The following is a 12339-nucleotide window of genomic DNA, read 5'->3' as shown; positions in this document are numbered from 1 at the left end:
CATGGGGCATCCCACCATCCTGACCGTCGACGACGATCCTTCGGTGTCCCGGGCGATCGCGCGCGACCTGCGCCGGAAGTACGGCGAGGAATACCGCGTCCTGCGGGCCTCCTCGGCGGCCGAGGCCCTGGACGCGCTGCGTGAGCTCAAGCTGCGCGGCGGCCGGGTCGCCGTGCTGCTCGCCGACTACCGGATGCCGCAGATGAACGGCATCGAGTTCCTGGAGCAGGCGATGGACCTGTTTCCCAACGCGCGCCGGGCGCTGCTGACCGCGTACGCGGACACCGACGCGGCCATCCAGGCGATCAACCTGGTCGACGTCGATCACTACCTGCTCAAGCCGTGGGACCCGCCCGAGGAGAAGCTCTACCCGGTGCTCGACGCGCTGCTCGACGCGTGGCAGGCCACCGGTGACCACGAGATCGAGGACATCCGGGTCGTCGGGCACCGCTGGTCGGAGCCGTCGTACCAGATCCGCGACTTCCTGGCCCGCAACCTTGTCCCGTACCGCTGGCTCGGCGCCGACGATCCGGAGGGACGCCGCCTGCTGGAGGCGGCGGGGGTGGGCCCCGAGGCCGTTCCGCTGGTCGTCACCGCGGACGGCCGGGCGATGTCCCAGCCGAGCACCACCGAGGTGGCCGAGGCCGCCGGGCTCGCGGTCACCCCCGGGCGCGACTTCTACGACCTGATCATCGTGGGCGGCGGCCCGGCCGGGCTCGGCGCGGCCGTCTACGGCGCCTCCGAGGGGCTCAAGACGCTGCTGGTCGAGCGCTCGGCGGTCGGCGGGCAGGCCGGGCAGAGCTCCCGCATCGAGAACTACCTGGGCTTCCCCGACGGGATCTCCGGCGCGCAGCTGACCGACCGGGCGCGGCGGCAGGCCGGCAAGTTCGAGGCCGAGGTGCTCAACACCCGCGAGGTCACCGGCCTGCGGCTGGACGGCTCGGCCCGCACGCTGACCTTCGCCGACGGCGGCGAGATCTCCGCACACTCGGTCGTGCTCGCCACCGGCGTCGCGTACCGCCCGCTCACGGCCGAGGGTGTCGCGCGACTCACAGGCTCGGGCGTGTACTACGGCTCGGCGTCGACCGAGGGGCCGGCCTGCGCCGGCGCCGACGTGTTCATCGTGGGCGGCGCGAACTCGGCCGGCCAGGCGGCGCTGTTCTTCTCCCGGTACGCCCGGCGGGTCACCCTGCTGGTTCGCGGCGACTCGCTCGAGTCGAGCATGTCGTACTACCTGATCCAGCAGCTCAACCGCACCGAGAACGTCCAGGTACGCACGCAGTGCGAGGTGATCGGCGCACACGGCGACGGCCACCTCCAGGCGATCACCATCTGCGAGAACAAGGGCTCCCTCGAGACCACGGTCGAGTGCGGCGCGCTGTTCATCTTCATCGGCGCCGAGCCGCGGACCGACTGGCTCGGCGAGACCGTGGCCCGCGACGAGCGGGGCTTCGTCTTCACCGGCCCCGATCTGCTGGCGAACGGATCCCGTCCGAAGGGATGGGATCGGGACCGCGATCCGTTCTACCTGGAGTGCAGTGTTCCCGGCATCTTTGCCGCCGGCGACGTCCGGGCCAACTCGGTGAAACGGGTGGCCTCGGCGGTCGGCGAGGGCGCGATGGCCGTCACGCTGGTCCATCGTTACCTGGAGGCCCAATGATGTCCGAGCCGGCAATGACTACCGCTTTGACTCTCGTCCCGTGTGAGCCCGGCGCGCTCACCCCCGATGAGCTGCGCACGCTGTTCCTGTTCGAGAAGCTCACCGACGAGCAGCTCGCCTGGATCGCCGCGCACGGCTGCACCATGCACATGCCGGCCGGCGGCGTCGTGATCCGCGAGGGCGACGTGGCCGACCAGTTCTTCGTGCTGCTCAGCGGCACGATCGCGCTGACCCGCAAGGTCGGCCAGGACGACGTCGAGACCACCCGCACCGAGCAGCGCGGCGTGTACATGGGCGCCACGCAGTCCTACCTGCGCGACGACGGCGTACCGCGCAAGTACATGGCGACCATGCGCGCGCTCGACGACAGCGACTTCTTCGTGATGTCGGCCGCCGACTTCAGCCACATGATGCGCGAGTGGTTCCCGATGGCGATCCACCTGCTCGAGGGCCTGGCCCTGGGCATGCGCTCGACGGCCGCGGCGATCAGCGAGCGGCAGCGGCTGACCGCGCTCGGCGCGCTCTCGGCCGGCCTCATGCACGAGCTGAACAACCCGGCCGCGGCCGCCTCCCGGGCCACCGCCTCGCTGCGCCAGCGGGTCGCCGGCATGCGGCACAAGCTCGGCATGCTCGCGGGCGGCAAGGTGCCGGCCGACCGGCTCGAGGCGCTGGTCGAGCTGCAGGAGGACGTGATCGAGCGGGCCGCCAAGGCGCCCGTGCTGACCGCCCTGCAGACCGCCGACCTCGAGGACGAGCTCGGCGAGTGGATGGAGGAGCACAGCATCACCGGCGGCTGGGACCTCGCCGCCGTCTTCGCCCAGGGCGGGCTCGACATCGACTGCCTCAACGAGATCGAGACCCGGGTCGGCGCGCCCGAGCTGCTCGACCAGGCGATCCACTGGCTCGGGTACGCGCTGGAGACCGAGCAGCTGATGACCGACATCGAGGACGCCACCGGCCGGGTCTCGTCGCTGGTCAACGCCGCGAAGCAGTACTCGCAGATGGACCGGGCCGCGCACCAGTGGATCGACGTGCACGGGGGCCTCGACAGCACGCTGGTCATGCTCCAGCACAAGATCGGCAGCGGCATCAAGGTGGTCAAGGACTACGACCGCACGCTGCCCCAGATCCCGGCCCACCCGGCCGAGCTCAACCAGGTCTGGACCAACCTGATCGACAACGCCGTCCAGGCCATGAACGGGGTTGGCACACTGACGATCCGGACGTACCGCGAGGACGACAACGTGATCGTCTCGATCGGCGACACCGGCCCGGGCGTGCCCGACGACATCAAGAAGCGGGTCTTCGAGCCGTTCTTCACCACCAAGCCGGTCGGCCAGGGCACCGGCCTCGGCCTGGACATCTCCTACCGGATCGTGGTCAACGGGCACGGCGGCGACATCGTGCTCGACTCCAAGCCGGGCGACACGAGATTCAAGGTGCGACTGCCGGTGGCCGAGCCCGCCTCGGCCTGACATCGGCGTCGCTGTATTGGTTGCGGCGGGGTGGGCGCGGGTACGTTCTTCGGCGATGTCTCAGCCCACTCTCGCCCATCCGTCGCGCCGGCGGATCCTCCTCGTCCTCGGTGCCGTCGTTCTGGTCCTCGCCGCCGTCAACGTCGCCGACAAGTACGGCCCCCACCACACCGGCCTGATCGCCGGCCCGACCGTGGCGATCGCGCTGGTGCTGCTCGCCCGGCGCGCGGGGCTCACGTGGCACGACCTGGGCCTGTCGAAACGGACCCTGCTCCCCGGCCTGAAGTACGCGGTCGGCGCCGTCGCCGCGGTCGCGATCGTCTACACGATCGGCATCGCGCTGCCGCTGACCCGGCCCGCGTTCCACGACGTCCGGTACCACCTGCACCTGAGCGCGGCCCTGATGACCGCCTTCATCGTCGTGCCGCTGGGGACGGTCCTGCTGGAGGAGGTCGCGTTCCGCGGCGTGCTGCTCGGCCTGGTCCGGCGGCACCGGGGCGCCACCTGGGCGAGCATCACGTCGTCGGTCCTGTTCGGTCTGTGGCACATCCTGCCGTCGTTGCGCCTCGGCCACGCCAACCAGGCGGTCGGCGCGGTGCTGGGCACCGACCTGGCCGGAACTGTGCTGACCGTGGGGTGCGTGGTCGCCTTCACGGCATTGGCCGGAGCGCTGCTCTGCGAGCTTCGCCGGCGCAGCGGCAGCCTGCTGGCCTCGGCCGCCCTGCACTGGGCGACCAACGGCATGGGCCTGCTCTTCGCCGCCGCGCTGGCGACGGTCCGATTCGCCTAAATTCGGTCGACAGCTTGTGCCCGGCCCGCGAGGCTGGGCGGCGTGCGACAGGATGAGATCTGGGACGCCGACGCGGCCCGGCGCTACGACACCCCCGGCACCGGCATGTTCTCGCCTGACGTGCTGGGCCCGACCGTCGACCGGCTCGCGGCGCTGGCCGGGGGCGGGCGAGCGCTCGAGTTCGCGATCGGTACCGGGCGGGTGGCCATTCCGCTGCATGAGCGCGGCGTGCCGGTCACCGGCATCGAGCTGTCCACCGCGATGATCGATCAGCTGCGCACCAAGATCTCTGACGATGAGCTCCCGGTCGTCACCGGCGACATGGCCACGGCCACTGCGCCGGGCCGGTTCACGGTGGCGTACCTGGTCTTCAACACGATCGCCAACCTGCTCACCCAGCGCGAGCAGGTGGCCTGCTTCCGCAACGCGGCCCGGCATCTCGAGCCCGGCGGATCGTTCGTGATCGAGCTGTGGGTGCCCGAGCTGCGCAAGCTCCCGCCCGGGGTCGGCGCCACGGTCTTCACGACCGAGCCGGGTTACCTCGGCATCGACACGTACGACGTCCTCGACCAGCGGGTGGTGTCGCACCACTTCCGCTTCGACCCCGACGGCGGGCGCGACGCCCGGGTCTACCGCACCCCGCACCGCTACATCTGGCCGTCCGAACTGGACCTCATGGCACAGCTGGCCGGTTTCGAGCTGGAGTCGCGCCACGCCGACTGGTCGGGCGCGCCGTTCACGGCCGAGTCGCGCTCGCACGTGTCGGTGTACCGCCTGCCGAACGCGGGCTGACCAGCTCGCCGGTCGGCCAGTCAGCCGGCCGCCAGCAGGCTGACCAGCTCGTCGATCAGCGCGTCGTCGATCGGTTCCCGGGTGGCGAGCACGCGGTACCAGATAAGGCCGAAGACGAGGTCGGCGACCGTGCCGGGTCGCGGGTCCGGTGGCAGGTCGCCGCGGGTCCGGGCCCGTTCGACGAGTACGCCGAGCGCCTCCCGCCGCCGCTCGAGGAACCCGGTGCGGAACCGCTCGCCGAACGCCGGATTGATCTGCGCCTCGGCCATCAGCGCGCGCAGCACCTCGATCACCTGCGGCTTACGCCCGAGCGCGAAGCTCGCGGCGAGGAACGCCCGCAGGTCGGCCGGGTAGCTCCCCTCGTCGGGGATCGGTATGTGCAGGTCGGCCTTGGCCGCCAGCGCCTCCAGCAGCACGTCGGCCTTCGACGGCCACCAGCGGTAGATCGTCTGCTTCCCGGTGCCGGACCGGGCCGCGATCCCCTCGATGCTGAGCCCCGCATAGCCGACCTCGCCGACCAGATCGGCCGCGGCCGACAGGATGGCCTGGCGACTTTCCTCACTGCGCTTGCGCCCTGGGCGTATCACGGGGCCCATGCTAGCGTAAAAACGAACCGAGACGGACCGGTTCGAAATAGGGAGGACAAGTCATGACCGACCACACCGCTTTGGTCGTCGGGGGCACCTCGGGCATCGGGCTGGCCACCGCCCGTCTGCTCGCCCGGCGCGCCACCGTGCACGTCGTCGGCCGCACCGAGCGGCCGATCGACCCCGAGCTGATCCCACACTGGGCCGACGGCGGCGACCCCGGCCAGATCGGCGCCGTCGTCGACAAGATCGGGCAGATCGACTGGCTGGTCGTGTCCCTGAGCGGGGCCGAGGGCGCTGGGCCGATCGCTGAGCTCGACGTGGCCATGCTGCGGCGAGCCTTCGACGCCAAGTTCTGGGCGCACCTGACCACCGTGCGGGCCGCGCTGCCGCACCTCGCGCCGACCGGCTCGATCACGCTGATCGGCGCCGTCTCCGCCCGGGCCGCGATGCCCGGCACCGCGGGCCTCGCCGCGATCAACGGGGCCGTCGAGGCGCTGGTCAAGCCGCTCGCCAACGAGCTGGCCCCGATCCGGGTCAACGGCGTCTCGCCCGGCCTGGTCGACACGCCCTGGTGGAACGGCTTCCCACCGGAGCAGCGCGAGGCCTACTTCGCGCAGATGGCCTCGCGGCTGCCGACCCGCCGCGTGGCCACCGCCGAGGATGTCGCCGAGGTGGTCGCCCTGGCCGCCACAAATCCAAACCTCACCGGCACCGTCCTGGAGGCGGACGGCGGCGCCCGCATCGCGGCCCTGACCTGACATGGCCCGGCCCTCCCCGGCACACCGTTCGCCGAGGAGGGCCGGGGCTCAGACCAGGGCGGGGTCGGGGAACAGGGTGATCGCCACGATTCCGTCGTGAGTCAAGGACAAGACCGCTATCCCGTACGCCTGGCCGCCCCACCACGTGGCTGTCGCGAGCTGGCCGTTGACGACGACCGGCGTCATCCGCCAGTCGCCGGGAGCGCCCATCGACGGCACCGCGAACTGCAGGCACGCGTCCCGCCCGGATGCCCAGACGGCCGAGCCGGCCTGCTCGATCGAGGCGTCGGCCCGCAGGAGATTCTTGAAGGCGACCGGGTCGGCCGCCTCCCACGCGGCCATGTAGCGGTCGAGCAACTCCCGCGCCCGCGGGTCGTCCGGCTCCAGCAGGTCGTCGCGCCGGGGCGCCACCTCGCCGAGCCGCTGCCGGGCCCGCTGCAGCGCGCTCTTCACGGCCGGTACCGACAGGTCGAGGATCTCCCCGGTCTCGGCGGCCGAGAAGGCGAGCACCTCGCGGAGCAGCAGCACGGCCCGCTGCTTCGGCGGCAGGTACTGCAGGCCGGCGATGAACGCGAGCCGCACGCTCTCCCGCTCGGTGACCGAGTCGGCCGGGTCGGCGGCGTCGGCCGGGAACGGGCCGATCCACCCGTCGGCGCCGTCGGCCCCGGAGGGCAGCGCCCGCCGGCCGCGCCCGTCGAGCGCGGTGAGGCAGGCGTTGGTGGCGATCCGGTAGAGCCAGGTGCGCACCGACGACCGGCTGGCGAACCCGTCCCACCCCCGCAGCGCGCGCAGGTAGGTCTCCTGCACGACGTCCTCGGCCTCGTCCCGCGCCCCGAGCATCCGGTACGCGTGCGCGAGCAGTCCCCGTCGCTCCCGCTCGAAGGCGTCGGTCAGAGTCCCAGCTTCGGCCGTGTCCACGCCGCGAACCTCCCGATCGCCTCGTCGGCCTCGGCCGAGTATCCGGCCGCCATCTGGAAAGTGTGCAGCCGGCCCGGAAACACGTCGAGCCGAGCCTCGACGCCGGCGTCCGCCGCCAGCTTGGTCAGTAGCTCCGCGTCGCCGAGCGGCCCCTCGGCCCCGCCCGCCTGGGTGAAGATCGGCGGCAGGCCGCTCAGGTCGGCGTGCAGGGCGTTCACCGCCGGGTCGGTCCCGCTCACCCCGTCCGGGACGTACGCGTCGATCAGTGCCTGGATCATCCGGCGGGTGAAGACGAGGTCGGTGGCGGCGTTCGTGTCGTAGGTGGTCGCGGCCAGCGGCCGGTCCATGTCGAGCCAGGGCGAGATCAGCAGCAGCGCCTCGGCCCCGGGCTCCCGCAGCGCGGTGTGCACGGCCAGCCCGGCGCCGCACGAGTCCCCGGCCAGGACGGTGCGCAGGCCCTGGTCCCGCACCCACCGGTACGCCGCGACGACGTCGTCGATCTGCGCCGGGTAGGTGAAGGCGGGCGTGTGCCGGTAGGTGGTGAGCAGCACCGGCACGCCGACCGCCTTGGCCAGGTGGCCGTACATCTTGCGGTGGCTGTAGAGCGAGCCGCCGACGAACCCGCCGCCGTGAATGGCGACGATGGCCCGGTCCGGCGCCGCGACGTGCGGCCGCAGCCACATGGCCGGCACCCCGTTCGCCGAGACCTCCAGATAGTCGACCTCGCGCGGCTCGGCGGTCACGTCGCCCCAGTGGTCGTCGCCCTGGCCGTGGCCGGCGTGCCATTCCGCGTACATCTTCTCGATGGAATCCATGCGGGTGCAGACCGCCGGGCTCGGCCAAAGGAATCGGTGTCACGCGCCATAGCCGCCGAAGCCCCGCTCCAGCAGCGCGAACGCCTCGTCGGTGGAGCGGGCCATCCGCTCGGCCAGCCCTTCCGGGATCTCGTCGGCCAGCACCGCCTCGCGCACCTGCATGACGAGCGCCCGCTGCACGGCGACCAGGGCGTGCGCCACCACGCGGGCGGTCAGCAATTCCTGGGCAGTGCCGCCGCTCTCGCCGCCGAGTCCGGCGGCGAGCCGCTCGGCCGTACGGGTCAGGGAGATCTGCTCCCGGCCCTGCAGCGCCGGGCTCTCGGCCACCACGCGGTTCACGGTGCGCAGCCGGTCGAGCGCCTGCGGGTCGCCGTCGAGCTGCCGGACGAGCCCGCCCTGGGCCAGGAGCATCCGCCGGTACGCGGCCGTCACCGACTCGCCGGTGGGCCGGTCGAGCACGCCCTGGACCAGGCGCTCGCCCAACTCGTCGAGGCGGAAGAAGAAGAGATCTTCCTTGGTGGCGAAGTAGTTGAACACCGTGGCCTCGGCGACCTGGGCCGTGCGCGCGATCTCGGCGACGGTGACCCGGGCGAAACCCTGGTCGGCGATGAGCGCCCACGCGGTGTCGGCGATGTGCCGCCGGGTGCGCTCCTTCTTCTCCTCGCGCAGGCCCACTGCGTACTCCGATCCCAGGGGGTTGATTTTAGAGTTGCTCTAAAGATAGAGTAACTCTATGAATATTGCCAACAGCGCCACCATCGACGACTTGCAGGAGCGGGTCAACAAGGCACTGCTCAGCGGAGACTGGCACACGCTGAGCGATCTCGTCGCGCCGGATGCCCTCATCACCGGCCCGCGCGGCTACATCATCGACCGGGACAAGTGGATCGAAGTGCACCGCGAGGAGGCGTACGAGCAGGTGCGGCTCGATGTGGTGGAGTCGGCCGTGCACGCGTACGACGCCGCCGGTGTCCGGTTCGACCTGGTCGAGTCGGAGTGCCTCTACCACGGCGAGACGATCAAGGGACGGTTCCGGGTCAGCCAGGCCTGGGCGACCGCCGCCGGCCGGTGGCAGCTCGCCTCCGTGCAGTACACGACGGCGGCGGACTGAGCCATGGAGATCAGCGCCGGCATCACGTCGTACCCGTCGGGCGGCGAAGCGGCGGCCCTGACCGACCTCGGCCAGGCCGCCGACGAGCTGGGCCTGCACACCCTGTGGGCCACCGACCACCTCGTCCAGGCCGACCCCGCGGCCTCGCCCACCGATCCGATGTTCGAGGCCTACGCGGTGCTCTCGTTCCTGGCCGCGACCACCCGCCGGGTGCGGCTCGGCGCGATGGTCAGCCCGGTGACGTTCCGGCCGCCGGCCCTGCTGATCAAGACGGTCACGTCCCTCGACGTGCTCTCCGGCGGGCGGGCCTGGCTCGGCCTGGGCGCCGGGTACCAGGAGGCCGAGGCGCGGGAGATGGGCCTGCCGCTGCCGCCACCGCCGGAGCGTTACGAGCACCTCACCGACACCCTCCGGCTCGCCGATCAGATGTGGCGCGGCGACACCGCGCCGTTCCACGGGCTCCGCAACCGGCTCGAACGCCCGATGAGCAGCCCGCAACCGGTCACGAAGCCGCGGCCACCGATCATCATCGGCGGCGCCGGCGAGCGCCGGACGCTGCGGCTGGTCGCCGAGTACGCCGATGCGTGCAACCTCTTCGACATCCCGGACGAGGGCGCCACGATCCGCCGCAAGCTGGCCGTGCTCCGCGACCACTGCGCGGCGGTCGGGCGGGATTATTCGACCATCGTCAAGACCGTGAGCACGGCGCTCGGCGACGGCGAGCCGCCGGCCCGCTTCGCCGAGCGCTGCGCGGTGCTCCGGTCGTACGGAATCGATCATGTTGTGGTCATCACGCGCGGCCGCCCGATCACCGTCGCCGATCTGGGGCGACTCGCCGACGCCGTCGCGCTCTGACCCCTCAGCCGTTCGGGCGGTTCTCGAGTGCCTGCAGCGACCAGCTGTTGCCGTCCGGGTCCTTGAAGTGGACGAAGTTTCCCCACGGCTGGGGATCGACCTCGCCGGCCTCGACGCCGGCCTCCACGAGCTGTTTGCGGGCGGCGTGGGCGTCGGCGACCACGACCTGGATCTCCTGGGTGCCCGGCGTCTTCTCGGTGATGCCCTTGCCGACGACGATGGAGCAGGCCGAGCCGGGCGGCGTGAGTTGCACGAAGCGCAGCCCCGGATGCACTTCGTGGTCGTGGTCGGCATTGAAGCCGATCCGCTCGTAGAACGCCTTGGCGCGGTCGACGTCGGTCACCGGCACGGGGATGAGCTCGATTTTCCACGTTGCTGTCATGGGAACCATCCTTGTCGCCATTGCGGTCAGAACCTGACCGCTTGCTTTACGGGTGGTCGAGGGCCTTGGCCAGATCGACGCCGTCCACGCGGGACCCGATCATCGACCGGAATTGCGGGCAGGCCTGGTAGTCGTCGTGCTCGCAACGCAGCCCGTGCTGCAGCAGTTTCTCGGACAACTGCAGCCGGGCGATGCGCTCCTGGACCCGGGCCAGCTGAGCCTGGAGCTTGGCCCGGCGGGCGGCGGGGGTCGGCGCGGTGAACAGCTCGCGCAGCTCGTCGAGGGTGAAGCCGGCGTCCTTGCAGATGAGGATCTCGGCGACCCGGGAGATGTCGGCCTCGGTGTAGACGCGGCGGGACGCCACGCGCCGGTCGGGGGCGAGCAGGCCCATGTCCTCCCAGTGGCGCAGCACGTGGGTGGCCAGGCCGAAGCGGGACGCCAGCTCGCCGATCGCGTACTCCATCGGGCTCACCGTAACCCCCTCGACTTCCGGGCGGTTGACTTCAGGCCGACCTTAAGTCGCATGCTCGGCGCATGGCTGAGACGCACAGTGCCTACACGGACTCGACCACGCTGATCCGCGCGCTCGACGCGGCCGAGAACCTGCCCGGGGCGGTGGCCCTGCGCGAGCGCGGCTACGACCTGCTGCGGCCGGGAGCGGGCGACACCGTGATCGACGTGGGATGCGGGACGGGCCGGGCGGTGGCCGAGCTGGCCGAGCGCGGAGCGCGCGCCCTCGGCGTGGACCTCGACCCGGAGATGCTGGCCGCGGCGCAGGCCCGGTTCCCCGGGATCGACGTACGGTCGGCGGACGCCACCGATCTGCCGCTGGGGGACGGGGAGGCCCGGGGATATCGGGCGGACAAGGTGTTCCACATCCTGCCCGAGCCCGACAAGGCGCTGGCCGAGGCGCGGCGGGTGCTCGCGCCGGGCGGGCGGATCGTGCTGGTCGGGCAGGACTGGGACACGATGGTCGTCGACTCGGCGCTGGGCGAGCTGACCCGGCGGATCGTGGTCGCGCGGGCCGACACCGTCCCGCACCCGCGGATCGCGCGCGGCTATCGCAACCTGCTGCTCGACGGTGGCTTCCGCGACGTGACGTTCGAGGTGCACACGGCGGTCTTCACCGACGCGTCGACGCTGCCGCTGCTGGCCAAGCACGCCGACGTGGCCCGGCAGACCGGGGCCATCACCGGAGAGGAGGCCGAGGCGTGGACGGGCGAACAGGGGCGCCGGGCCGAGGGTGGGCGGCTCATGCTGGCCATCCCCATGTTCCTGGCCTCGGGGGTTCGCTGACCTAGCGCTCGGCGACGGCTACGTGGCTGTTACGCAGGGAAAAGCGCTGACCCAGTCGTACACCGAGAGCCGTCGCCGTGGTGAGCAGGTCCTGGTCGTCGCGGACGGCGAAGCCGTGCAGGGCCAGCAGGCGGGACATATCCGGCGGCGACCAGGTGGAGAGCCACGGCTCGGCGGCCCACGGATTGTTCCGGCCGGCGAGCTTGCCGAGGACCGCGCGGACCAGCCCGCCGAGCGCGGCCGGCAGCTGATAGTTGACGATCAGGCGGCTGCCGGAGGCGGAGCGGGCGGCGAGCGCGGCCACGGTCGCGGTGACCTCGGGACGCGTGAGGTAGGGGACCACGCCCTCCCAGATCCAGGTGGTCGGCCGGTCGGCGCGGTGACCGGCCGCCTCGAGCGCGTCGGTGAGCACGTCCCGGGCGAAATCGACCGGCACGAACGTCGGCGGGGTTCCGGGCAGGCTCGCGGCGCGCTCGCGTTTCTCCTGCTGCGAGGCGGGGTGGTCGAGTTCGTAGAAGGCCGTGCCGGGCAGGTCGAGGCGCCAGGCCCGGCCGTCCAGTCCCGCGCCGAGGATGACCACCTGGGTCGCCCCGCCCGCCCGGACCGCGTCGTCGATCGTCACCGTCCGCGGGACGACGATGTCGGCCGAGCTCCGGATCATCTCGTACGCGAACCGCTCGCTCATCGATTTCGGGGGCCGCTCGTCGCGTACATGCTGAACCTCGGCCCGCTCGTCCGGCCGCAGCAGCGGCATCGCCGTCGGATCGGCGAAGCGGTCGGGCGCGATCCGGCCGTGCGCCACCGCCCGGCCCTGGCACACCAGCACCGCGGTGCGGCTCGCGCGACGCTCGGGCATGCGCTCGCTGTTCCCTTCGGTTCGGGGCGCAAACAGTCTGG

Annotated in this window: 15 protein-coding genes; 8 read left to right on the top strand and 7 right to left on the bottom strand. The window is 71.9% G+C overall.

What is annotated here, in order from left to right:
• Position 1 precedes the first annotated feature (1 nt).
• From A3CQ_RS0131740 to A3CQ_RS0131725, 4 genes are read left to right on the top strand one after another with little or no spacing between them, the layout of a single operon-like run.
• Positions 2-1660, top strand: coding sequence for a response regulator (locus A3CQ_RS0131740; protein WP_020514992.1), 1659 nt, complete (start codon positions 2-4; stop codon positions 1658-1660).
• 14 nt (positions 1661-1674) lie between these two features.
• Positions 1675-3135 carry an ATP-binding protein gene (locus tag A3CQ_RS0131735; RefSeq protein WP_040433359.1) on the top strand — a complete coding sequence of 487 codons (1461 nt, stop codon included), beginning with the start codon at positions 1675-1677 and terminating at the stop codon, positions 3133-3135.
• Positions 3136-3190: 55 nt separating this feature from the next.
• On the top strand, positions 3191-3925 hold the full coding sequence (locus A3CQ_RS0131730; RefSeq protein WP_020514990.1) for a CPBP family intramembrane glutamic endopeptidase: 735 nt from the start codon (positions 3191-3193) through the stop codon (positions 3923-3925).
• A gap of 42 nt (positions 3926-3967) precedes the next feature.
• Positions 3968-4717, top strand: coding sequence for a class I SAM-dependent DNA methyltransferase (locus A3CQ_RS0131725; protein ID WP_020514989.1), 750 nt, complete (start codon positions 3968-3970; stop codon positions 4715-4717).
• Between the two features lie 20 nt (positions 4718-4737).
• On the opposite strand, the gene A3CQ_RS0131720 is transcribed toward A3CQ_RS0131725, so the two are convergent.
• Positions 4738-5313, bottom strand: coding sequence for a TetR/AcrR family transcriptional regulator (locus tag A3CQ_RS0131720; protein WP_026206411.1), 576 nt, complete (start codon positions 5311-5313; stop codon positions 4738-4740).
• Positions 5314-5366: 53 nt separating this feature from the next.
• On the opposite strand from A3CQ_RS0131720, the gene A3CQ_RS0131715 reads away from it, so the two are divergent.
• Positions 5367-6065: an SDR family oxidoreductase gene (locus A3CQ_RS0131715; RefSeq protein WP_020514987.1), complete on the top strand. Its 699-nt coding sequence runs from the start codon at positions 5367-5369 to the stop codon at positions 6063-6065.
• A gap of 48 nt (positions 6066-6113) precedes the next feature.
• Here A3CQ_RS0131715 and A3CQ_RS0131710 read toward each other — a convergent pair whose 3' ends face one another.
• From A3CQ_RS0131710 to A3CQ_RS0131700, 3 genes are read right to left on the bottom strand one after another with little or no spacing between them, the layout of a single operon-like run.
• The gene (locus A3CQ_RS0131710) at positions 6114-6983 is read right to left on the bottom strand and encodes an RNA polymerase subunit sigma-70 (RefSeq protein ID WP_020514986.1); all 870 of its coding nucleotides are present in this window, start codon (positions 6981-6983) and stop codon (positions 6114-6116) included.
• Positions 6956-7798 (bottom strand): alpha/beta hydrolase fold domain-containing protein, encoded by an 843-nt coding sequence (locus A3CQ_RS0131705; protein WP_020514985.1) that lies wholly within the window; start codon positions 7796-7798, stop codon positions 6956-6958. Before A3CQ_RS0131705 ends, A3CQ_RS0131710 begins: the two co-directional genes overlap by 28 nt.
• 39 nt (positions 7799-7837) lie before the next feature.
• Positions 7838-8473 carry a TetR/AcrR family transcriptional regulator gene (locus tag A3CQ_RS0131700; RefSeq protein ID WP_020514984.1) on the bottom strand — a complete coding sequence of 212 codons (636 nt, stop codon included), beginning with the start codon at positions 8471-8473 and terminating at the stop codon, positions 7838-7840.
• Between the two features lie 58 nt (positions 8474-8531).
• Between A3CQ_RS0131700 and A3CQ_RS0131695 the strand changes: the two genes are divergently transcribed.
• Together A3CQ_RS0131695 and A3CQ_RS0131690 are read left to right on the top strand one after the other, a co-directional pair.
• Positions 8532-8909 carry a nuclear transport factor 2 family protein gene (locus A3CQ_RS0131695; RefSeq protein WP_020514983.1) on the top strand — a complete coding sequence of 126 codons (378 nt, stop codon included), beginning with the start codon at positions 8532-8534 and terminating at the stop codon, positions 8907-8909.
• 3 nt (positions 8910-8912) lie between these two features.
• Positions 8913-9764: a TIGR03560 family F420-dependent LLM class oxidoreductase gene (locus tag A3CQ_RS0131690; RefSeq protein WP_020514982.1), complete on the top strand. Its 852-nt coding sequence runs from the start codon at positions 8913-8915 to the stop codon at positions 9762-9764.
• Positions 9765-9768: 4 nt separating this feature from the next.
• On the opposite strand, the gene A3CQ_RS0131685 is transcribed toward A3CQ_RS0131690, so the two are convergent.
• Together A3CQ_RS0131685 and A3CQ_RS0131680 are read right to left on the bottom strand one after the other, a co-directional pair.
• Positions 9769-10146: a VOC family protein gene (locus A3CQ_RS0131685; protein WP_020514981.1), complete on the bottom strand. Its 378-nt coding sequence runs from the start codon at positions 10144-10146 to the stop codon at positions 9769-9771.
• A 46-nt stretch (positions 10147-10192) separates the two neighbouring features.
• A complete protein-coding gene (locus A3CQ_RS0131680; protein ID WP_020514980.1) occupies positions 10193-10609 on the bottom strand; it encodes a MerR family transcriptional regulator in 417 nt (138 codons plus the stop codon).
• A 71-nt stretch (positions 10610-10680) separates the two neighbouring features.
• Between A3CQ_RS0131680 and A3CQ_RS0131675 the strand changes: the two genes are divergently transcribed.
• Positions 10681-11442 (top strand): methyltransferase domain-containing protein, encoded by a 762-nt coding sequence (locus A3CQ_RS0131675; protein WP_020514979.1) that lies wholly within the window; start codon positions 10681-10683, stop codon positions 11440-11442.
• A gap of 1 nt (position 11443) precedes the next feature.
• Here the strand turns inward: A3CQ_RS0131675 and A3CQ_RS0131670 are convergent, their stop codons facing one another.
• Positions 11444-12298, bottom strand: a complete 855-nt coding sequence (locus tag A3CQ_RS0131670; RefSeq protein ID WP_020514978.1) for a class I SAM-dependent methyltransferase — start codon at positions 12296-12298, stop codon at positions 11444-11446.
• Positions 12299-12339 lie beyond the last annotated feature (41 nt).

The sequence above is a fragment of the Paractinoplanes globisporus DSM 43857 genome (genome assembly GCF_000379645.1).
In the GTDB taxonomy this organism is placed as follows: domain Bacteria; phylum Actinomycetota; class Actinomycetes; order Mycobacteriales; family Micromonosporaceae; genus Actinoplanes; species Actinoplanes globisporus.
The sequence above is the reverse complement of the archived record's forward strand: the minus strand, read 5'-3'. Positions and strand labels throughout refer to the sequence as shown.

What these genes read in the sequence shown, in the direction of transcription:
- A3CQ_RS0131680 (WP_020514980.1), bottom strand. Translation starts at nt 10,609, where the DNA reads ATGGAGTACGCGATCGGCGAGCTGGCGTCCCGCTTCGGCCTGGCCACC.
- A3CQ_RS0131695 (WP_020514983.1), top strand. Translation starts at nt 8,532, where the DNA reads ATGAATATTGCCAACAGCGCCACCATCGACGACTTGCAGGAGCGGGTC.
- A3CQ_RS0131730 (WP_020514990.1), top strand. Translation starts at nt 3,191, where the DNA reads ATGTCTCAGCCCACTCTCGCCCATCCGTCGCGCCGGCGGATCCTCCTC.
- A3CQ_RS0131690 (WP_020514982.1), top strand. Translation starts at nt 8,913, where the DNA reads ATGGAGATCAGCGCCGGCATCACGTCGTACCCGTCGGGCGGCGAAGCG.
- A3CQ_RS0131740 (WP_020514992.1), top strand. Translation starts at nt 2, where the DNA reads ATGGGGCATCCCACCATCCTGACCGTCGACGACGATCCTTCGGTGTCC.
- A3CQ_RS0131735 (WP_040433359.1), top strand. Translation starts at nt 1,675, where the DNA reads ATGACTACCGCTTTGACTCTCGTCCCGTGTGAGCCCGGCGCGCTCACC.
- A3CQ_RS0131670 (WP_020514978.1), bottom strand. Translation starts at nt 12,298, where the DNA reads ATGCCCGAGCGTCGCGCGAGCCGCACCGCGGTGCTGGTGTGCCAGGGC.
- A3CQ_RS0131715 (WP_020514987.1), top strand. Translation starts at nt 5,367, where the DNA reads ATGACCGACCACACCGCTTTGGTCGTCGGGGGCACCTCGGGCATCGGG.
- A3CQ_RS0131720 (WP_026206411.1), bottom strand. Translation starts at nt 5,313, where the DNA reads ATGGGCCCCGTGATACGCCCAGGGCGCAAGCGCAGTGAGGAAAGTCGC.
- A3CQ_RS0131685 (WP_020514981.1), bottom strand. Translation starts at nt 10,146, where the DNA reads ATGACAGCAACGTGGAAAATCGAGCTCATCCCCGTGCCGGTGACCGAC.
- A3CQ_RS0131705 (WP_020514985.1), bottom strand. Translation starts at nt 7,798, where the DNA reads ATGGATTCCATCGAGAAGATGTACGCGGAATGGCACGCCGGCCACGGC.
- A3CQ_RS0131675 (WP_020514979.1), top strand. Translation starts at nt 10,681, where the DNA reads ATGGCTGAGACGCACAGTGCCTACACGGACTCGACCACGCTGATCCGC.